Consider the following 18,881-nt stretch of genomic DNA (forward strand, 5'->3'; position numbering starts at 1 on the left):
CACGAAAATCTGGCGCAACCTGGTTGCAACCTTAGAGCGCTAGAGATCCCAAAAAGCGGTTGCAATGCAGGAAAACCCTGCGCATTCAACAATATTGCCCGTCGCATAATTGGAGTTACAATGCGCGCGTTCTCAAGGCTTCAGCGCCTCGGAACGCCAGATTTTGCAAGGCGCAGGAGACCTATTTAATGCGAGTCAAGTTTGCTTGTGCCGTGTCCATCGCGGTCGCGGTTGCGATGTTGACCGCGTGCAGCAAAAAAAACGATGGCGAGGCAGGCACGGGTGCATCGGCTGCAGTGGCAGCGTCGGCGCCTGCAAGCGAAGCGACTGTCGTGAGGATCGGTCATGCGGCCCCGTTGACGGGCGGCATTGCGCATCTGGGAAAGGACAATGAAAACGGAGCGCGTCTCGCTATCGAGGAGATCAACGCGCAGGGACTGACCATCGACGGCCGCAAGATCCAGCTTCAACTCGACGCTCAGGACGACGCAGGCGACCCGAAAACGGGCACGCAAGTCGCGCAGAAGCTGGTCGACGACCATGTTGTCGCCGTCGTCGGGCATCTGAACTCGGGCGTCTCGATTCCCGCATCGAAAATCTATAGCGACGCAGGCATCGTGCAGATCTCGCCGTCCTCGACGAATCCGGCCTATACGCAGCAGGGTTTCAAGACGACCTTCCGGGTCGTGGCAACCGATGCGCAGCAAGGTCCGGCGCTGGCGAACTACGCGACGAAGTCACTCGGCGCGAAACGGATCGCTGTCGTCGACGATGCGACTGCCTATGGCAAGGGTCTTGCTGACGAATTCGCGAAGACGGCCGAGGCGGGCGGCGCGAAGATCGTCGCGCGCGAGGCGACCAATGACCGGGCCACGGATTTCCGGGCCATTCTCACCAAGATCAAAAGTGCTCAGCCGGACGCCATCATGTTCGGCGGCATGGATGCAACGGGCGGGCCGTTCACAAAACAGGCAGCCGCGCTCGGAATCAGGGCAAAAATCCTTGGCGGCGACGGCGTGTGCACCGACAAGGTAGGGGAGCTGGCGGGTAGTGCCGTTCAGAACCTCGTATGTTCGGAAGCAGGTCTTGCGCTTTCGAAGATGGACAGGGGAGCGGACTTCGAAAAGAAGTACGACGCACGCTTCCACACGCCGGTGCAGATTTACGCGCCGTTCACGTATGACGCTGTGTACGTGATCGTCGATGCAATGAAGCGCGCCAATTCGATCGAGCCGCCCAAGGTGCTCGCTGCGATGCCGTCGACTGACTACACAGGTGTCATCGGCCACATCGCATTCGACAACAAGGGCGATTTGAAAGAAGGCGCTATTACGCTTTACGACTTCAAGGACGGCAAGAAAGCGGTCCTCGATGTCGTGAAGATGTAATGACGGGACGTACAGCCTGACGGCACCGGACCATCCGACGGTGCCGTTTTTGCATCCGCGTCGAGTGCGACGGCCGCTGCAACCCAGCGACCACGAACGCTCGATGGAGATAACCCTTACCGGTCTTTTATATCAGTACCCGCAGTGCCGTTGCGATTCCGCAAAGCATCAGCGCCAACCGGCAGATGAAGAGCGCGAATCCAGTCGCACGGGCTAAGGAGCATTAAATGGATATTTTCATCCAGCAGGTTCTCAACGGGCTGGTGCTTGGCAGTGTCTACGCCATCATTGCACTCGGCTATACGATGGTGTACGGCATTCTCGGCATCATCAACTTCGCGCACGGCGACATCCTGATGGTGGGGGCGATGGTTGCCCTGTCCTGCATCGGTGTGTTGCAGAACCACTTCCCGGGTCTCGGCAACGTGCCGACGCTGTGCATCGCGCTGGCCATTGCCGCCGTGGTGTGCGCGGTGGTGGGCTATACGATCGAGCGCGTCGCGTACCGGCCGCTGCGTAAAGCGCCGCGTCTCGCCCCGCTGATCACCGCAATCGGCGTGTCGATCCTGCTGCAAACGCTGGCGATGATGATCTGGTCGCGCAACCCGCTGCCGTTCCCGCAGCTTCTGCCGACCGATCCCCTCAACGTGATCAAGGCCACGGACACGACGCCGGGCGCCGTGATCTCGATGACTGAAATCGTGATCATCGTCGTGGCGTTCCTCGTGATGGCGGGCCTCCTGCTGCTCGTGCACAAGACGAAGCTCGGTCGCGCGATGCGCGCGATCGCCGAGAACCCGGGCGTCGCCTCGCTGATGGGCGTGAACCCGAACTTCGTGATCTCGGCGACCTTCATGATCGGCTCGGCGCTTGCTGCGCTGGCGGGCGTGATGATCGCATCGGAATACGGCAACGCGCACTTCTACATGGGCTTCATCCCCGGCCTGAAGGCGTTCACGGCGGCCGTGCTCGGCGGTATCGGCAACCTGGGCGGCGCGATGGTCGGCGGCGTGATTCTCGGCCTGATCGAACAGCTGGGCGCGGGCTACATCGGCAATCTGACGGGTGGCGTGTTCGGCAGTAACTATCAGGACGTGTTCGCGTTCATCGTGCTGATCATCGTGCTGGTGTTCCGTCCGTCGGGCCTGCTCGGCGAACGTGTTGCGGATCGTGCCTGACGGCGCAGGGAAAAGGAGTAAACACAATGACCTCAATTCAACCGATCGAGCCGTCCACGACGCTCGTCCCTGAACGCAACATGACGAAGACGCTGACGGTGGGCATCCTCACCGCCGTGTTCGTGATCGCCGCGCCGATGATCATTGGCACGGCAGGCGGCAACTACTGGGTCCGCGTGCTCGACTTCGCGATGCTGTACGTGATGCTCGCGCTGGGCCTGAACGTGGTGGTCGGCTTCGCCGGCCTGCTGGACCTGGGCTACATCGCGTTCTATGCAGTGGGCGCTTATACGGCAGCACTGCTGAGCTCGCCGCACCTGTCGTCGCAGTTCGAATGGATCGCGCATCTCGCGCCGGGCGGCCTGCACACGCCGTTCTGGATCATCGTGCCGATCGCGATGGCGATTGCTGCGTTCTTCGGCGTGATTCTCGGCGCACCGACGCTGCGTCTGCGCGGCGACTACCTGGCGATCGTGACGTTGGGCTTCGGGGAAATCGTCCGGATCTTCCTGAACAACCTCGACCGCCCGGCGAACATCACGAACGGCCCGAAGGGCGTTACGGGCATCGATCCGATCCACGTCGGCGACTTCAGCCTCTCGCAGACGCACTCGCTGTTCGGCTTCCAGTTCCCGTCGGTGTACTCGTACTACTACGTGTTCGTGCTGTGCGCGCTGCTGGTGATCTGGGTGTGTACGCGCCTGCAGCATTCGCGCATCGGTCGTGCATGGGCGGCGATCCGCGAAGACGAAATCGCCGCGAAGGCGATGGGCATCAACACCCGCGACGTGAAGCTGCTCGCGTTCGCGATGGGCGCGTCGTTCGGCGGCCTGTCGGGTGCGATGTTCGGTATGTTCCAGGGCTTCGTGTCGCCGGAATCGTTCACGCTGCCGGAGTCGATCGTCGTGCTCGCGTGCGTCGTGCTGGGCGGCATGGGCCACATCCCTGGCGTGATTCTCGGCGCCGTGCTGCTCGCCGTGCTGCCGGAATTCCTGCGCTCGACGATGGGCCCGCTGCAAAACATGATTTTCGGTCATGAGATCGTCGATACGGAAGTGATCCGTCAGCTCGTCTACGCACTCGCGATGGTGCTGATCATGCTGTACCGCTCGGAAGGCCTGTGGCCGTCGCCGAAGCATGAGGACAAGATCGCGAAACTGGCGAAGCGCAGCGGCAAGAAGCCGGTGCGCGCGTAACGGACAAGTGGAGATAGACACATGAGCGACAAACAAATCCGTCTGTCCGTGAAGGGCGTGAACAAGCGCTTCGGCGGTCTGCAGGCGCTGTCGGATGTCGGCCTCGAAATCGAGGAAGGCACGATTTACGGTCTGATCGGCCCGAACGGCGCCGGCAAGACCACGTTCTTCAACGTGATTACGGGCCTCTACACCCCGGACTCGGGCGAGTTCAGGCTCGACGGCACGGCGTACACGCCGACGGCCGTGTATCAGGTGGCGAAGGCGGGCATCGCGCGCACGTTCCAGAACATCCGTCTGTTCGGCGGCATGACCGCGCTGGAAAACGTGATGGTCGGCCGTCACGTGCGCACGAAGCACGGCCTGCTGGGTGCAGTGTTCCAGACGCCCGCTGAACGTCAGGAAGAGCGCGAGATCAAGGAACGCGCGCTGGAACTACTCGAATACGTCGGCGTGCTGCAATACGCGGACTACACATCGCGCAACCTGTCGTACGGCCACCAGCGCCGTCTGGAAATCGCGCGCGCACTGGCGACCGATCCGAAGCTGCTCGCGCTCGACGAACCGGCTGCCGGCATGAACGCAACGGAAAAGGTCGAACTGACGAAGCTGCTCGACAAGATCCGCGCGGACGGCAAGACGATCCTGCTGATCGAGCACGACGTGAAACTGGTGATGGGCCTGTGCAATCGGATGACAGTGCTCGACTATGGCAAGGTGATCGCCGAAGGTCTGCCGCATGACGTGCAGAAGGACCCGAAGGTGATCGAGGCTTATCTGGGTGCGGGGGTCCACTGATGGCTACGGCAATGTTGAAAATCAAGGGCCTGCAGGTCAACTACGGCGGCATTCAGGCCGTCAAGGGTGTCGACCTGGAGATCGCGCAGGGCGAACTCGTCACGCTGATCGGCGCGAACGGCGCGGGCAAGACGACGACGATGAAAGCGATCACGGGCCTCAAGCCTTACTCGGCCGGCGACATCGAATACATGGGCCAGTCGATCAAGGGCGTGCCGCCGCACGAGTTGCTCAAGCGCGGTCTCGCGATGGTGCCGGAAGGCCGGGGCATCTTCGCGCGCATGTCGATCGTCGAGAACATGCAGATGGGCGCTTATCTGCGCAACGATACGGATGGCATCAAGAAGGACGTCGAGCGCATGTTCGGCTTCTTCCCGCGCCTGAAGGAACGCGCGACGCAGCTGGCGGGCACGCTCTCGGGCGGCGAACAGCAGATGCTGGCGATGGCGCGTGCCGTCATCTCGAAGCCGAAGCTGCTGTTGCTCGACGAGCCGTCGATGGGCCTGTCGCCGATCATGGTCGAGAAGATCTTCGAAGTAGTGCGCGAGATCTCGAAGGAAGGCATCACGGTGATGCTGGTCGAGCAGAACGCGCGTCTCGCGCTGCAGGCAGCGGACCGTGGCTACGTGATGGATTCGGGCACGGTCACGATGTCGGGTGACGCAAAGCAGATGCTCGACGATCCGAAGGTGCGTGCAGCGTACCTGGGCGAGTAAAGCTCCGCAAGCTCAAGTGCCGGTTCTCACGACCGGCAACGCGCAATAAACAAAGGCCGCATGCGTCAGGCATGCGGCCTTTGTGTTTTCAGCGATTCAGCGCGCGGCGACGCAACCGCTCAAGCCAACGCGCCCAGCCGCTTGCCGAGGCTGATGACCTCATCGGCGTGATAGCCGAGCGACTCGTAGAAAGCACGCACGTCGGCCTTCGCGCTCAGTACCTGAAGATTGACCTTCGGGCAGCCGCGCGCCGTCAACGCCGCTTCCGCGTGCCGCACAAGCCGCGTGCCGATGCCCTTGCGCCATTGCGTCGGATCGACCGCGAGCGAGTACAGCCAGCCGCGATGCCCGTCGTAACCGGCCATCACCGTACCGACGATGCACGCATCCTTCACCGCGACAAAGAACAGCTCGGGCTGTGTTGCGAGCTTGTTTGCGATCGACAGATGCGGATTGCGCTGCGGCTTGCTCGCGTCCTTGTACTCCGGGAACGCGTCGAGCCACAGCGCGACGACGGCTTCGGTGTCGGCCGCGTCGAAGCAGCGGATCGACAGTGACGAAGCAGCCGTCACAGCGTGTCCAGGATCGAGCGCAGCATCGACATCATCTGGTCGATCTCTTCTGTCGTCACGTTGAGCGCGGGCATGAAGCGCAGCAGATTCGGACGCGCGGCGTTGAGCAGCAGGCCGTCCGGCTGCATCAGGCGCGCCTTCTCGACGATCTGGTTGCCGATGTCCTTGCCGAGCAGCAGCGCGCGCAACATGCCTTCGCCGCGCTCGCCCGCAAAGCCGCGCTCTTTCGACAGCTCGAGCAGCTTCGCGCGCAGATATTCGCCGCGTGCCTTCACGCCATCGAGGAAGCCGGGCGCCGTCAGTTGCGAGATCACCGAATAGCCGACTGCCGTCATCAGCGGATTGCCGTTGTACGTGCCCCCCTGTTCGCCCGCTTCGAACACTTCGACTTCCTTCTTGCACAGCAGCGCGCCGAGCGGCACGCCGCCGCCGATGCCCTTCGCAAGCGTCATCACGTCGGGCTCGATACCCGACAGCTCGTACGCGAACAGCGTCCCCGCGCGGCCGCAACCGCTTTGCACTTCATCGACGATGAGGAGCAGGTTGTGCTTCCTCGTCAGCTCGCGCAGCTGCTGCATGAATTCGCGCGTTGCGGGAATCACGCCGCCTTCGCCCTGGATCGGTTCGAGCATCACGGCGACCGTCTTGTCTCCGATGAGCTTCTCGACGGACGCGATGTCGTTCAGATCCGCTTTCGGGAAGCCCGGCACCTGCGGTGCGAAGATCGTGTCCCAGCCCGGCTTGCCGCTCGCCGACATCGTCGCGAGCGTGCGGCCGTGGAAGCTGTGATCGAAGGTGATGATTTCATACGCGCCGTTCTTGAACTTCTTGCCCCATTTGCGCGCGAGCTTGATCGCGCCTTCGTTCGCTTCGGCGCCGCTGTTCGTGAAGAACACTTTGTCGAAACAGCTGTGCTGCGTGAGCAGGCTGGCGAGCTTCGCCATCGGCTCGTTGTAGAACGCAGGCGACGGGTTGATCAGCGTGCGCGCCTGGTGCGTGAGCGCTTCGATCATGCCTTCGTTGCAATGGCCGAGGCTGTTCACCGCCCAGCCCTGGATGAAGTCCAGATATCGCTTGCCGTTGTTGTCGTAGAGCCACGAGCCTTTGCCGTGTGTGAAAACGATTTCGGGCCGGTTCGTGATGTACATCAGCGAATCGATCGGGTACTCATTGAAGTTCATGGCTACAGGCTCCAGGCAAACAGGGATAAGAAACCGCCTCGGACAAAATGGCCCAGCAACGGGAAGAAAACGCCGACGAGTGCACGTGCTCAACAACGTGTTCAACGGCACGTCATCGACAGAACGTCAAAGCAGCGACGGAAAAACAAAAAAGCCACGGCATGCCGTGGCTTTCGTGATTTGAACTGCGTGCGCGTCGTGCAAAGCTGATACGCGCAAACCGTGACGAAGCCAGCGGCGCCCCTATGGGAGCGGCGAGCGGCGACGTCGAAGTTCGGACAGGATGCGGTTCATGCGCGAAAGAATACGACAATGCCGGCGCCCGTGTAAACCAGCAATTTGCGCGTGCCGGACGATTCGTTCATGCAGGATGACGACGCAACGATCAGACGGGGTTCGCGAGATCGGCTGCGCTCGTGAACGAATCCGCGTAGAACTCGTCTTCCGGCAGGCGATGATGCTGCGTGAAATCGCGCTGCGCGGATTCGACCATCACAGGCGCGCCGCACGCATACACCTGATATGCCGACAAGTCTGGCAGATCTTCGATGACGGCGCGATGAACGAACCCAGTGCGGCCCGTCCATGCGTCGTCCGCGTCCGGTTCGGAGAGCACGGGCACGAACCTGAAGTTCGGCACTTCGCGCGCCCATTGCTCGGCGACATCCATCATGTACAGATCTTTCTTGCGGCGAGCGCCCCAGTACAGTGTCATCGGACGCGTGATGTTCTTGAAGACGGCATGCTCGACGATCGCCTTCAGCGGCGCGAAGCCTGTGCCCGATGCGAGCAGGATGATGGGCTTGTCCGATTCTTCGCGCAGGAAGAACGTGCCGAGCGGTGCTTCGAAGCGCAGGATGTCGCGCTCCTTCATCGTGTTGAACACGTGATCGGTGAACGCGCCACCAGGCATGTGGCGGATATGCAGCTCGACCGGGCCTTCCGTATGCGGTGCGTTCGCCATCGAGTAGCTGCGGCGCTTGCCGTCCTTCAGGATGAACTCGAGGTACTGGCCGGCCATGTATTGCAGGCGCTCGTTCGCGGGCAGTTGCAGCTTCAGCACGACGACGTCGTCGGCCTTGCGCTCGATCGAATTCACGCGGCACGGCAGCTTCTTGATCTGCACGTCGCCGATGCCCGTCACTTCGCGGATGTCGATCTCGAGGTCGGTGCAGGCCGTGGCGCAGCAGAAGAGGGCCATGCCGCGCGTCTTCTCGTCGTTCGACAGCGCCGACGACGAATGCGCGCGCTGTTCGATTTCGCCGCCGACGACCGTGCCCTTGCACGAGCCGCATGCGCCGTTCTTGCAGCCGTACGGCAGGCCGATGCCCTGGCGAAGGGCGGCTGTCAGCACGGGTTCATCGGGTTCCACCTGAAACTGCCGGCCGCTTTGCCGGAGCGTTACGTTAAATGCCATAGGTCGTTCAAGGTTTGAGTACAGAGATCGGTAACCAGTGCGTACCGTGGATCGCGGCTACAATGCGTCCACGATGAAAGCGACACGAAACTTGCGCAGACCGCGCGTGCTGATCGTCGGTTGTGGCGATGTCGGCATGCGCTGCGTGCGGCAACTGCAACGACGCGCGCGCCTCTATGCGCTCACGCATCACGCCGAGCGCTGCGACGAACTGCGCGCGGCGGGCGTGACGCCGATCGTCGGAGATCTCGACGCGCGCAAGAGCCTCTGGCGTCTCGCGGGCCTTGCGCCGACCGTGCTGCATCTCGCGCCGCCGCAAAAGACGGGCGACATCGACATGCGCACGCGCTCGCTGATCGCCACGCTGACCGCGCCGCGCATCGGGCATGCCCGCCATGTCGAGGCACGGGCGGCGGGGCGGCTCAGGTCCGCGCAGCAAGGCATTCGTGCTCGCAAAACATCCGTTATTGTACCCGACGGGGATATCCCGGCCCTTAGGGCGGGACACTACGCGGGCGTGCGTCCGCGCATCGTCTACGCGAGCACGACGGGTGTCTATGGCGATTGCGGCGGCGCGTGGCTCGACGAAACGCGTCCCGTCGCGCCCGCGAACGAGCGCGCGAAGCGCCGCGTGTCGGCGGAGACGCAGTTGCGGCGCGCAGCCGCGCGGCATGCGGTTGCGGCGAGCATCGCGCGCATTCCGGGTATCTACGCGGGCAACCGGCTGCCGCTTGCGCGGCTGGAGAGGCGCACTCCCGCGCTCGTCGATGCCGACGACGTCTACACGAATCACATCCACGCCGACGACCTCGCCGCGATCCTGCTGCGCATGGCGACGCGCGGCCTGCCATCGCGCGTGATCCACGCATCCGACGACACGACGCTGAAGATGGGCGAGTACTTCGATCAGGTCGCGGACGCGTTCGGCGTCGAGCGGGCGCCGCGCATCACGCGCGACGAAGCGGAGCGGCAACTCGAACCGATGATGCTGTCGTTCATGCGCGAATCGCGGCGCCTCATCAACCATCGGCTTAAGCGAGAGTTGCGCGTGAAGCTGCGCTATCCGAGCGTCGATGATTTCTTGCGCACGGCAGCCCGTCGCGCGTGAACGCGGTCACGCACGGCTACATGCAGCGACGCCGCGAAGAGCAGCGAACGCGTTCGTGAGACTGCGAAGCCGTCAGATGAGGGCAGGCAGCGCTTCCAGCAGCAGGAAGCAGCAGATTGCGCCGATCAGCGCTGCGATCAGATTGGGCTCGTACTTGTGCCGCATGTGCATGACGGCCAGCAGGCCGCCGACGAGCAGCATCGCGAAGAAGACGATCGCGACCATCCCATACGAAATCGCCAGGTTGCCGTAGATGACCATGGCGCCTCCTTGCCCGCTTTGTAATGTTTGTTAGCACGAGTATAGGACGGGCGTTCGTAGCAAGCATGCTGCGTCGCAGCGTTCGGAGTAGCTTTTGTCGCCGCTTTGTTCGCAATCCAACGCAGTGTCAGGGTACGTTAGAGCAGGCGGGCGCGGAACGCGTCGCTTACGCAACACGCAGCGATTCGAGGCCGGCTTCATCGAGCCATTGCCACGCGCCTTCGGCAAGCGAAGCGGGCAGCGAGAGCCCGCCGATCCGTTCTCGATGCAGCGCTTCCACGCGATTGCCGGCCGCCGCGATCATTCGCTTGACCTGATGGTACTTGCCTTCCAGCACGGTCAGTTCGAGTTCGTGTTCGCCGCGCGCATGCGCCGCGACGGCCGCAACCTGCTTTGCTTCGCCATGCAGCAGCACGCCTTCGCGCAGCGCGGCGAGCTGCGCGTCGTCGAGGGGATGACGGGTCGTCGCCAGATAGACCTTCGGCACCTTGCGTTTCGGCGACGTGTACGCGTGGACGAACTGGCCGTCGTCGGACAGCAGCAGAAGCCCCGTCGTGTCCTGATCGAGCCGGCCGACGCACTGGACGCCGCGCGTCGCGAACTGCGCGGGCAGCAGGTTGAACACACTCAGATGATGCTGCGGATCGCGCGAGCACTCATAACCCGCAGGCTTGTTGAGCACGATGTACGCACGCTCGCGATACGGCCACGGCGTGCCGTCGACTTCGAACGTGAGCGCGTCGGTCGCGACGTCGGCGTTCGGATTGTCGATCGTCGAGCCGCCGATCGACACGCGGCCGTCCGCGATCAATGCGCGGCACTGGCGGCGCGAGCCGAAACCTTGGGAAAAGAGAACGCTTTCGAGATTCATTGGAACGGGCAGAGGGCGGCCGCAAGCCGCGATGCGTCAGACGATGACGGCGCGCCTAAGCATCGAAGGACGCCGTCATCGCGTGCATTCTACCCGCCGCCTTCGCGGCCTCGCGCCGCTCGCTTCAACACGAGTGGCGCCGCTCGCTTCCACACGAGTGGCGCCGCTCGCATCAAGCTCGATGCGCGCCGGACCGCCGTTCGACGAAACGCGCGACGTAGTCGTCGGCTGGCTTCGTGAGGATTTCGTCCGGCGTGCCTTCCTGCACCAGCGTGCCATCGCGCAGGATCGCGATGCGATTGCCGATGCGCAGCGCTTCGTCCAGATCGTGTGTGATGAACACAATGGTCTTGTTGAGCGTCGCCTGCAACTGCAGCAGCTGATCCTGCATTTCCGTGCGGATCAGCGGATCGAGCGCGGAGAATGCTTCGTCCATCAGCAGCACGTCGGTGTCGGCGGCGAGCGCGCGCGCCAGTCCGACGCGCTGACGCATGCCGCCCGACAGCTCGTCCGGATAGTGGTCGCCATAACCGTCGAGGCCGACCTTGCCGAGCCACGTGCGCGCCTTCTCGTTCGCGTCGGACTTGCGCTCGCCGCGCGTGCACAGCGCGTAGGCGGTGTTGTCGAGCACCGTCTGATGCGGCAGCAGCCCGAAGTTCTGGAACACCATGCTCACCTTGTAGCGGCGAAGTTCGCGCAGGCCGTGCGCATCGAGCTTGATGACGTCCGAACCGTCGATGACGATTTCGCCCGACGTCGGTTCGATCAGCCGGTTGAAGTGGCGCACGAGCGTCGACTTGCCCGAGCCCGACAGCCCCATGATCACGTAGATTTCGCCCGAGCCGATATGCAGGCTCACGTCGTTGAGTCCCACATTGCAGCCCGTTTGCGCGAGCACTTCGGCCTTGGTCCGCCCGCTCTTCAGCAGGTCGAGCACGCGCCGGTGTCCCGCTTCCGGGCCGAAGAGCTTGTACACGTTTTTGACTTCGATCGATGACATGTCCGTGCCCTCCGTCAATCCGCCGTGCGGGTTTCGAGACCGCTCTGCGCGGCGCTTTCGCTGCCCGCTGCCGCCGATGCCTCATCGCGCGGCGAGCCTGCCGTTCGATAAGGAATGCGCGAAGCCGCCTTCGCCTTGCGCCGCTGCGCAACGAGCCGCCGCGTGCGCCGGTCCTGTCCGTAGCCCTGGCTGATCCGGTCGATGACGATCGCGAGAATCACGATCGCGATGCCCGCCTGCATGCCCTTGCCGATGTCGAGCGTCTGGATGCCCGCGAGCACGTCTTCGCCGAGTCCGCGCGAGCCGATCATCGACGCGATCACGACCATCGACAGCGCCATCATCGTCGTCTGGTTGATGCCCGCCATGATGCTCGGGCGCGCGAGCGGCAACTGCACGTTGACGAGCAATTGCCAGCGCGTCGTGCCGAACGCGCGCGCCGCTTCGACGACGTCGGCATCGACATGGCGAATGCCGAGATCGGTGAGACGGATCAGCGGCGGCAGTGCGTAGATGATCGTCGCGAGAATCGCGGGCACCTTGCCGAGACCGAACAGCATCAACACGGGAATCAGATACACGAAGCTCGGAAGCGTCTGCATGATGTCGAGCACGGGCAGCAGCGCGCGCCGCATCCACGGACTGCGCGACGCCCAGATGCCGAGCGGTATGCCGAGCACGACGGACAGCACGGTCGCGACGAGCATCAGCGCGAGGGTTTGCATCAGCTTGTCCCACAGCCCGAAGCAGCCGATCACATACAGCAGCAGCACGAAGAAGGCCGCGATGCCGATGCGCCGTGTCGCGTTCATCGCGAGCAGCCCGACGGCGACGAGGATCGACCACGGCGGCGTCGCGCGCAGCGCCCCTTCGAGCGGCACCAGCACGTCGCGCAAGACGGCCGTGCTGAAGTCGTGAAAGCTGTCGCCGTACGCGGCGACGAACGACTGCACATGATCGTTCACCCAGTCGGCGATCGACAGATGCAGGAAGATCGAGTTCATGATGAAACCCTCCGATGCTTCATGACGCGTCGCTGCGACTCTCAGGCGCCGGCGAGCGCGGACTGGACTTTCTGCGCGACGTCGGTCGGCACCCAGGCCTTCCACATCTCCGGATGCTCGCGCAGGAATTGCATCGCCATCGTCGGGCCGTCAATCTTCTTGCTCGTCATGTCGAGGATCGTCTTGTTGAGAAAGTCCATCGGGAAGCTGACTTTCGAGTACGTGTCCATCAGTTGCGGCTCGGCCTGATAGAACGGCGTCGACACGCCGACCTTCAGATGCGACACGAGATACGACGATGCGCATTGCGACGCGCTGTTGTCCGCGCGCAGCGTGTCCCAGCACTTCTGGCTGAACGGCGGCATCTTCAGCTGGACGAAGCGGTACTTCGCCATCAGCGCGGCGGGCTCCCAGTAGTAGAAGAGGATCGGCTTGCCGCGCTCGTAGGCCGACGCGATCGCGGCGTCGAGCGCTGCGCCCGTGCCGGGGCGGAAGTCGGTGTACGAGTCGTCGAGATTCAACGTCTTCAGGAGACGCCGGTTCACGCGCTCGCAGTCCCAGCCCGACGGACAGTTCAGGAAGCGGCCCTTGCCAGGCTCTTCATCGTCTTCGAACACGTTCTTGTACTTCGGCAGGTCCGTCACCGAAACGAGGTTCGGCGCGAGCGGCTTGATGTTGCGCTTCGCGTCGCCCTTCACGACATACTCGGGCACGAACCAGCCTTCGTTGGTGCCGCCCGGCAGCGTGTCGCCGAGCAGCTTCACGTGGCCATCGGCGACGGCCTTTGCGATGATTTCCGAGCGGCCCGTCCACTGCTCGGACCACACCTGCAGATCGTCGCGCGACAGCGCCGTTTCCGTCGCGGCCGTGTTGCCGGGCACCGTGTCCGTCTTGCAGCCGTAGCCCTTCTCGGTGATGAAGCGCAAGACTTCGGACGTGAACGCGCCGCTTTCCCACGTGACGCCCGCAAACCGCACGGGCTTGCCGCTCGAACACCAGTTGCCGGCATGAGCGGCGGCCGGCCATAACGCGCTGGCCGCAAGCGCAACCGTGGCGGCGCGCATCAGGGATTTGATCTGCATGGTTGTCTCCGTTTATGTGATTCGGACTTGGGCGCTGTCGTGGAGCGCCTTCGGGTGATGCGTTGCTGCTGCGGGCCGGTAGCGTCAGCCGTAGGTGCTGCGCACGCTGAGCGTCGCGGCGAGGATGTCCTCGTCGATCGACAGACCGAGGCCCGGCGCGTCGGATAGCGTGATCCATCCTTCGCTGTCGATATCGATGGGATTCCTCAGCATGAAGTCGCGGCGCTCGATCGACCATTCGGGCGGGTCGTACGGGAACTCGATGAACGGCGCGCTCGCGGCGCCCGCCGTCAGATGCAGGTTCGCGGCGAGCCCGACGCCGTTGCCCCACGTGTGCGGCGCGAACACCTTGCCGCGCGCCTCGACGGCCTGCGCGAGCTTGCGCAGGCCTTCCATGCCGAGCGAGCACGCGACGTCCGGCTGGAACACGTCGAGGCAATCGCGCGCGAGCAACTGATCGAACTCGTAGCGCTCGCGCGTCATCTCGCCGCCGGCGATGCGCAGCGCTGGTGACACCGCTTGACGCAGCCGCGCGTGGCCGTCGTAGTCGCCGCGATGCAGCGGTTCTTCCATCCAGTAGACGCGATGCTGTTCCAGCTCGCGCGCGACGGCGAGCGCCTCGTCGAAAGTCCACGGCGCTGCGGTGTCCCAAGGCATGCGCCAGCCCTGGTTGCAGTCGACCATCAGTTCGAGCCGGTCGCCGACGGCTTCCCGCACGGCGGCGAGCACCGCGAAATCGTCCTTCAGATGCGCGCGGCCGAAGCGGATCTTCAGCGCCGGAAAGCCACGCTCCGCGACATGCAGCGCCAGTCGCGCCATCTCGTCGGGACGGCGATGCACGCCGCTCGACGCATACGCACGAATCCGCCTGCTGCGGCCGCCCGCCATCCGCCAGCACGGCTCGCCACGGATTTTCCCCGCGAGATCCCACAGCGCGATATCGAGCGGCCACGGGCGGCCGGCGTGAAAGCCGATGTTGTCGAGCACGGCGCTGTGGCGCGCGAGATCGAGCGGATCCGTGCCGATGAAGAGATGCTGATAGTCCGCGAAGCCGTACATCGCGTCGCCGGAACCGAAGCCGACACGGCCCGCGTCGTCGTGCACGCGCACGATCGTCGCGGGAAATTTGCGGCGGGGCTGGCTATCCCAGGACGCGGGGAACGGCGGATCGAGCACCAGTTGATGATGCGTCACGTCGATCCGGGTGATCCGGGCCGTCTGCGCGGCCTGGCTTGCTTCACGATCCATCAGGCGTCTCCTCCTGTGTCGACGGAACTGGATGCTTGGCAGCTACCCATCCCATGCTGAATGCCGCAGTGCCGCATGCAAAACGCTATGCAATGCATATCGAACGGCAAAGAATGACGCCATGCTATGAAGCCATTGCGGGCAACTCAATCGCTTCAATTGAAGTAAATGACCGCATTCAATTTCAGGATGTGCGGTGCGTATCATCCGAATGACACAACTCAACAGACTCACGGAGACCGTCGCATCATGGCGATGAATGCCTGGCTGCCGAGAATCGAGGCGGGCAGCGAGCCGAAATACCAGGTCATTGCGCGCGCGTTCGCGCAGGCCATCATGAACGGGCAGTTGCCCGCCGGCGAGAAGTTGCCGCCACACCGCTCGCTCGCAAGCGAACTGCACGTGACGACGGGCACGATCAGCCGTGCTTATGCGGAACTGGAGCGCCAGGGGCTCGCGAATGCGCGCGTCGGCGACGGCACGTATGTCGCGCAGGCGCGCGGCCGCGAACTGCAGCCCTTGGGCAACGGTCATGCGGCGCAGCGCGCGGGCGCGAACGGCGCGCCGCCGCTGATCGATCTCGGCCAGAACGTGCCGCAATCGACGGACGAGGCGGCCGCGCTGTGCGCGGCGCTCGCCGACATCGCCACCGACCAGCGCCTCGCGACCGAACTGCTTCAATACGCGCCCGAAGCAGGCTCGATGCGCCATCGCCTTGCGGGCGCGGCGTGGCTCGGGCGCGCGGGCAGTCCGGCGAGCGCCGCGCGCGTGCTCGTCACGCAGGGCGCGCAGCATGCGCTCGCGTCGGTGCTGCGCGCCGTCACGCGGCCGGGCGATACGGTGCTCGCCGAAGTGGTCAGTTATCCGGGGATCATCGCGCTCGCGCGGCAATTGCGGCTGCATCTGGTCGGCGTCGAGATCGATCAGGAAGGGCTCGTGCCCGCGGCGCTGGAGCTCGCGTGCAAGTCGCTGCATCCGCGCGCGATCTTCTGCGTGCCGACCATCCACAATCCGACGACGGCGACGATGTCGGGGCCACGCCGCGACGCCGTCGCGGAAATCCTGCAACGGCACGGCGTGCTGCTGATCGAAGACATCGTCCCGGCGATGCTGCTGGAGTCGCCGCCCGAGCCGCTGTCGGTGCGCATGCCGGAGCAGGCGTTTCTGATCGCGGGCTTGTCGAAATCGGTCGCGCCGGGTTTGCGCGTCGGCTATCTGCAGGCGCCGAGCGCGTGGTGCTCGAAGGTCGCCGCCGTGATCCGCAGCGACTGCTGGATGACGGCGCCGCTGATGGCCGAGATTGTGTCGCGCTGGATCGAAAGCGGCGAAATGGAGCAGCTCAACGGCTTGCAGCGCGCGCGGATCGACGCGGAGCACGCAATCGCCAACGACGCGCTCGCGGGCATCGCGTACCGGCACGCGCCGACCAGCTCGCATCTGTGGCTCGCGCTGCCCGAGCCGTGGCGCGCGGCGGAGTTCGCGGCGGCGCTGCGCCAGGAGGGCGTGCTCGTCAAGACGGCCGACAGCTTCGTGATCGGCCGCAACGCCGCGCCGCATGCGATCCGTATCTGCATGAGCGGCGCGGCGTCGCTCGATTCTCTTGCCCGCGGACTCTCGGCGATCCGCACGACGCTGGAGCATGGGCTCGAGAGCGGGATGGCGGCGTCGTATGCGCCTTGAGCGCCTTGTGCGCTTTCCTCGCGGGCGAATCGCGGGATCGCTGGAAAGGAATCACACAGCAAGAAGCGGAGCGCACGGACAGGCCGAAATCGCGACCATGGGCTTCTCGTCATCGCGTCACGGAGCCCCCCGATGCGTTCCCGCCTTCCCCTTTTTCGCTCGCCCATCGCTGGCGTCAGCTTGTCTGCGTCGTTCCATCAGCTCGCGTGGTCGAACCTGATCGCGCAATCCGCCGAACAGATCAGTCTCGCCGCGGCGCCCCTCGTCGCCGTGTTCACGCTCGGCGCGACGGCCCGCGATACGGGGCTTCTGCAAACGGCGCAGACGCTGCCGTTCCTGTTGCTGTCGATACCCCTCGGCGTGGTTGCCGACCGCCGCTCGCGCCGCACGCTGATGGCCGTCTCGGAGAGCGTGCGCGCGCTGGCGATGGCGTGTGTCCTGCTGCTCGTGCTGTCGCATGGACTGACGCTGCCGCTGCTCGCCGTGCTCGGCTTTCTCGGCGCGACGGGCACGGTGGCGTATAGCGTCGCCGCGCCCGCATTGGTCCCCGCGCTCGTCACGCGCAACGCGCTGCCCGCCGCGAACGGACGCATCGAGCTCGCGCGCAGCGTCGCGTATTCGGCGGGGCCGGCGTTGGGCGGGCTGCTGGTCGGCTGGATCGGCGCGGGCTGGGCGTATGGCTGCGCGGCCGCGCTGTCGGCGCTCGCGGCCGCGTTGCTTGCGGGTCTGCGCGAGCCGCCGCGCGCTGTCGGCGCCGCGCGTCACTTCATGGCCGAGTTGCGCGAAGGCGCGCGCTTCGTAATCGGCGACGAGTTGCTGCGGCCGATGCTCGCAACCGCCGTGTTCTTCAACATTGGCTTCTTTACGTTGCAGGCGGTGTACGTGCCGTACGCGGTGCATCGGCTCGGCCTGAGCGCGTCGGCGATCGGCGTGACGCTCGGCGCGTATGGCGTCGGCATGGTATGCGGCGCGCTGGCCGCGCCGTCCGTCGCGCGGCGGGTGGCGTTTGGGCGCACGCTGATCATCGGGCCGTTTTGCGGGCTGGCCGCTTCGCTGACGATGGTCGCGACGCTTGCCGCGCCGTCGTTCTGGCTCGCGGCAGCGAGCTTCTTCTTGCTCGGTGCGGGGCCGATCATGTGGACGGTCGGTTCGACGACGCTGCGTCAGGCGATCACGCCCGCGAACATGATGGGCCGCGTGTCGGCGCTCAACAGCACGGCGACGTATGGCGCGCGGCCGCTCGGCGCGCTGCTGGGCGCGGCCGTTAGCGCGCGCTTCGGGATGGACGCCTGCCTCGTCGTGGCCGCGCTCGGCTTCGTCGCGCAGGCGTGGATCATCGTGATGTCGCCTGTTGCGCGGCTCGCGCGGATTCCTGACGGCGTGGCCGTGCTGTCATCGTGATCCGCGCCGTACGACTGCTTTCCACGAGCCGTCACTCCTTGCCGAACTCCTTCGCCGCGCGGGCGATCGCATCGGCCGTCGCGCCCGCGTGCGCTACGGATACGAGGTGGCTCGACGGCGTCTCGACGATGGTCGCGCCGATCCGGTGGGCCATCCAGCGCTGGATTTCCGGCGATACGGCGCGGTCGCGCGTCGTCACGATGTACCACGACGGCTTGTAGCGCCACGCGGCTTGCGTCACGCGCTCCTCGAATGCCTTGCCTGCAATCGGCTGCTGCGCGGCGACGAGCACGCGGGTGAGGTTTTCGGGCACGTCCGCGGCGAAATCGCTGTGGTACTTCGCCGGGTCGAGCCACAGGAAGCCGGTGGCGTCCTTTGTCATCGCCGAGCCGATGGGCATTTGAGGGCCGCGCTTGAGCACATCGCCGGTCGATTCGCCGACGTCGGGCGCGATCGCCGCCACATAGACGAGGCCGACCACCTTCGATGCGTCCGGTCCCGAACCCGCCTCCGTGATCACGACGCCGCCCCACGAATGACCGACCAGCACGGTCGGCCCGGATAGCCGGGCGAGCACGCGTCGGGTTGCGGCGACATCGTCGGCGAGCGACGTCAGCGGAATCTGCACCGATGCGACGCGGTAGCCCTTCTTTTGCAGCCGCTCGATCACGCCGTTCCAGCTCGATCCGTCGACGAACGCGCCGTGCACGAGCACGATGTTCTGCACGGGGCCGCCCGGCGGCGCGGAATAGGCGGCGGCCCCGTGCAGAACATCGTGCT

Annotated in this window: 19 protein-coding genes; 9 read left to right on the forward strand and 10 right to left on the reverse strand. The window is 64.7% G+C overall.

Going from position 1 to position 18,881, the window contains the following annotated elements:
* Positions 1 to 188: 188 nt before the first annotated feature.
* From GCT13_RS04950 to GCT13_RS04970, 5 genes are all read left to right on the forward strand, one after another.
* Complete coding sequence (locus GCT13_RS04950; protein WP_152755619.1) at positions 189 to 1,388, forward strand: branched-chain amino acid ABC transporter substrate-binding protein; 1,200 nt, start codon at positions 189 to 191, stop codon at positions 1,386 to 1,388.
* 227 nt (positions 1,389 to 1,615) lie between these two features.
* Positions 1,616 to 2,566: a branched-chain amino acid ABC transporter permease gene (locus tag GCT13_RS04955; RefSeq protein ID WP_087733808.1), complete on the forward strand. Its 951-nt coding sequence runs from the start codon at positions 1,616 to 1,618 to the stop codon at positions 2,564 to 2,566.
* 26 nt (positions 2,567 to 2,592) lie between these two features.
* On the forward strand, positions 2,593 to 3,762 hold the full coding sequence (locus tag GCT13_RS04960) for an ABC transporter permease subunit (RefSeq protein WP_152755620.1): 1,170 nt from the start codon (positions 2,593 to 2,595) through the stop codon (positions 3,760 to 3,762).
* Between the two features lie 21 nt (positions 3,763 to 3,783).
* A complete protein-coding gene (locus GCT13_RS04965; RefSeq protein ID WP_152755621.1) occupies positions 3,784 to 4,560 on the forward strand; it encodes an ABC transporter ATP-binding protein in 777 nt (258 codons plus the stop codon).
* Positions 4,560 to 5,276 carry an ABC transporter ATP-binding protein gene (locus GCT13_RS04970; protein ID WP_152755622.1) on the forward strand — a complete coding sequence of 239 codons (717 nt, stop codon included), beginning with the start codon at positions 4,560 to 4,562 and terminating at the stop codon, positions 5,274 to 5,276. Before GCT13_RS04965 ends, GCT13_RS04970 begins: the two co-directional genes overlap by 1 nt.
* Before the next feature lie 119 nt (positions 5,277 to 5,395).
* Here the strand turns inward: GCT13_RS04970 and GCT13_RS04975 are convergent, their stop codons facing one another.
* The 3 genes from GCT13_RS04975 to GCT13_RS04985 all read right to left on the reverse strand — a co-directional run bounded on the left by GCT13_RS04975 (position 5,396) and on the right by GCT13_RS04985 (position 8,446).
* The gene (locus GCT13_RS04975; protein ID WP_321574191.1) at positions 5,396 to 5,848 is read right to left on the reverse strand and encodes a GNAT family acetyltransferase; all 453 of its coding nucleotides are present in this window, start codon (positions 5,846 to 5,848) and stop codon (positions 5,396 to 5,398) included.
* Positions 5,845 to 7,029: an acetylornithine transaminase gene (locus tag GCT13_RS04980; protein ID WP_152755623.1), complete on the reverse strand. Its 1,185-nt coding sequence runs from the start codon at positions 7,027 to 7,029 to the stop codon at positions 5,845 to 5,847. Before GCT13_RS04980 ends, GCT13_RS04975 begins: the two co-directional genes overlap by 4 nt.
* Before the next feature lie 385 nt (positions 7,030 to 7,414).
* A complete protein-coding gene (locus tag GCT13_RS04985; protein ID WP_152755624.1) occupies positions 7,415 to 8,446 on the reverse strand; it encodes a CDP-6-deoxy-delta-3,4-glucoseen reductase in 1,032 nt (343 codons plus the stop codon).
* Positions 8,447 to 8,519: 73 nt separating this feature from the next.
* On the opposite strand from GCT13_RS04985, the gene GCT13_RS04990 reads away from it, so the two are divergent.
* Positions 8,520 to 9,554, forward strand: coding sequence for an NAD-binding protein (locus tag GCT13_RS04990; RefSeq protein WP_152755625.1), 1,035 nt, complete (start codon positions 8,520 to 8,522; stop codon positions 9,552 to 9,554).
* 72 nt (positions 9,555 to 9,626) lie between these two features.
* Here the strand turns inward: GCT13_RS04990 and GCT13_RS04995 are convergent, their stop codons facing one another.
* From GCT13_RS04995 to GCT13_RS05020, 6 genes are all read right to left on the reverse strand, one after another.
* Positions 9,627 to 9,815 carry a hypothetical protein gene (locus tag GCT13_RS04995; RefSeq protein ID WP_152755626.1) on the reverse strand — a complete coding sequence of 63 codons (189 nt, stop codon included), beginning with the start codon at positions 9,813 to 9,815 and terminating at the stop codon, positions 9,627 to 9,629.
* Positions 9,816 to 9,981: 166 nt separating this feature from the next.
* The gene (locus tag GCT13_RS05000; protein ID WP_152755627.1) at positions 9,982 to 10,686 is read right to left on the reverse strand and encodes a pseudouridine synthase; all 705 of its coding nucleotides are present in this window, start codon (positions 10,684 to 10,686) and stop codon (positions 9,982 to 9,984) included.
* Between the two features lie 172 nt (positions 10,687 to 10,858).
* Positions 10,859 to 11,686, reverse strand: coding sequence for a quaternary amine ABC transporter ATP-binding protein (locus GCT13_RS05005; RefSeq protein WP_152755628.1), 828 nt, complete (start codon positions 11,684 to 11,686; stop codon positions 10,859 to 10,861).
* Positions 11,687 to 11,700: 14 nt separating this feature from the next.
* A complete protein-coding gene (locus GCT13_RS05010) occupies positions 11,701 to 12,690 on the reverse strand; it encodes an ABC transporter permease (RefSeq protein WP_152755629.1) in 990 nt (329 codons plus the stop codon).
* A 41-nt stretch (positions 12,691 to 12,731) separates the two neighbouring features.
* Positions 12,732 to 13,772 (reverse strand): ABC transporter substrate-binding protein, encoded by a 1,041-nt coding sequence (locus GCT13_RS05015; RefSeq protein ID WP_152755630.1) that lies wholly within the window; start codon positions 13,770 to 13,772, stop codon positions 12,732 to 12,734.
* An 84-nt stretch (positions 13,773 to 13,856) separates the two neighbouring features.
* A complete protein-coding gene (locus GCT13_RS05020) occupies positions 13,857 to 15,020 on the reverse strand; it encodes a mandelate racemase/muconate lactonizing enzyme family protein (RefSeq protein ID WP_152755631.1) in 1,164 nt (387 codons plus the stop codon).
* A gap of 35 nt (positions 15,021 to 15,055) precedes the next feature.
* Here GCT13_RS05020 and GCT13_RS05025 point away from each other — a divergent pair, with 35 nt between their 5' ends.
* The 3 genes from GCT13_RS05025 to GCT13_RS05035 all read left to right on the forward strand — a co-directional run bounded on the left by GCT13_RS05025 (position 15,056) and on the right by GCT13_RS05035 (position 18,101).
* Positions 15,056 to 15,235 (forward strand): hypothetical protein, encoded by a 180-nt coding sequence (locus GCT13_RS05025; protein WP_152755632.1) that lies wholly within the window; start codon positions 15,056 to 15,058, stop codon positions 15,233 to 15,235.
* 34 nt (positions 15,236 to 15,269) lie between these two features.
* On the forward strand, positions 15,270 to 16,700 hold the full coding sequence (locus GCT13_RS05030; protein ID WP_152755633.1) for an aminotransferase-like domain-containing protein: 1,431 nt from the start codon (positions 15,270 to 15,272) through the stop codon (positions 16,698 to 16,700).
* A gap of 132 nt (positions 16,701 to 16,832) precedes the next feature.
* Positions 16,833 to 18,101, forward strand: coding sequence for an MFS transporter (locus GCT13_RS05035; RefSeq protein ID WP_193727577.1), 1,269 nt, complete (start codon positions 16,833 to 16,835; stop codon positions 18,099 to 18,101).
* Between the two features lie 31 nt (positions 18,102 to 18,132).
* Here GCT13_RS05035 and GCT13_RS05040 read toward each other — a convergent pair.
* A partial coding sequence (locus tag GCT13_RS05040; RefSeq protein WP_152755634.1) for an alpha/beta hydrolase occupies positions 18,133 to 18,881 on the reverse strand: 749 nt, incomplete at its 5' end.

The sequence above is a fragment of the Paraburkholderia franconis genome (assembly GCF_009362735.1).
Taxonomy (GTDB): Bacteria; Pseudomonadota; Gammaproteobacteria; order Burkholderiales; family Burkholderiaceae; genus Paraburkholderia; species Paraburkholderia franconis.

Bases quoted from the DNA above. Each gene is read 5' to 3' on its own strand.
- GCT13_RS04950 (WP_152755619.1), top strand. From the start codon at position 189: ATGCGAGTCAAGTTTGCTTGTGCCGTGTCCATCGCGGTCGCGGTTGCG.
- GCT13_RS04955 (WP_087733808.1), top strand. From the start codon at position 1,616: ATGGATATTTTCATCCAGCAGGTTCTCAACGGGCTGGTGCTTGGCAGT.
- GCT13_RS04960 (WP_152755620.1), top strand. From the start codon at position 2,593: ATGACCTCAATTCAACCGATCGAGCCGTCCACGACGCTCGTCCCTGAA.
- GCT13_RS04965 (WP_152755621.1), top strand. From the start codon at position 3,784: ATGAGCGACAAACAAATCCGTCTGTCCGTGAAGGGCGTGAACAAGCGC.
- GCT13_RS04970 (WP_152755622.1), top strand. From the start codon at position 4,560: ATGGCTACGGCAATGTTGAAAATCAAGGGCCTGCAGGTCAACTACGGC.
- GCT13_RS04980 (WP_152755623.1), bottom strand. From the start codon at position 7,029: ATGAACTTCAATGAGTACCCGATCGATTCGCTGATGTACATCACGAAC.
- GCT13_RS04985 (WP_152755624.1), bottom strand. From the start codon at position 8,446: ATGGCATTTAACGTAACGCTCCGGCAAAGCGGCCGGCAGTTTCAGGTG.
- GCT13_RS04990 (WP_152755625.1), top strand. From the start codon at position 8,520: ATGAAAGCGACACGAAACTTGCGCAGACCGCGCGTGCTGATCGTCGGT.
- GCT13_RS04995 (WP_152755626.1), bottom strand. From the start codon at position 9,815: ATGGTCATCTACGGCAACCTGGCGATTTCGTATGGGATGGTCGCGATC.
- GCT13_RS05000 (WP_152755627.1), bottom strand. From the start codon at position 10,686: ATGAATCTCGAAAGCGTTCTCTTTTCCCAAGGTTTCGGCTCGCGCCGC.
- GCT13_RS05005 (WP_152755628.1), bottom strand. From the start codon at position 11,686: ATGTCATCGATCGAAGTCAAAAACGTGTACAAGCTCTTCGGCCCGGAA.
- GCT13_RS05010 (WP_152755629.1), bottom strand. From the start codon at position 12,690: ATGAACTCGATCTTCCTGCATCTGTCGATCGCCGACTGGGTGAACGAT.
- GCT13_RS05015 (WP_152755630.1), bottom strand. From the start codon at position 13,772: ATGCAGATCAAATCCCTGATGCGCGCCGCCACGGTTGCGCTTGCGGCC.
- GCT13_RS05020 (WP_152755631.1), bottom strand. From the start codon at position 15,020: ATGGATCGTGAAGCAAGCCAGGCCGCGCAGACGGCCCGGATCACCCGG.
- GCT13_RS05030 (WP_152755633.1), top strand. From the start codon at position 15,270: ATGGCGATGAATGCCTGGCTGCCGAGAATCGAGGCGGGCAGCGAGCCG.
- GCT13_RS05035 (WP_193727577.1), top strand. From the start codon at position 16,833: ATGCGTTCCCGCCTTCCCCTTTTTCGCTCGCCCATCGCTGGCGTCAGC.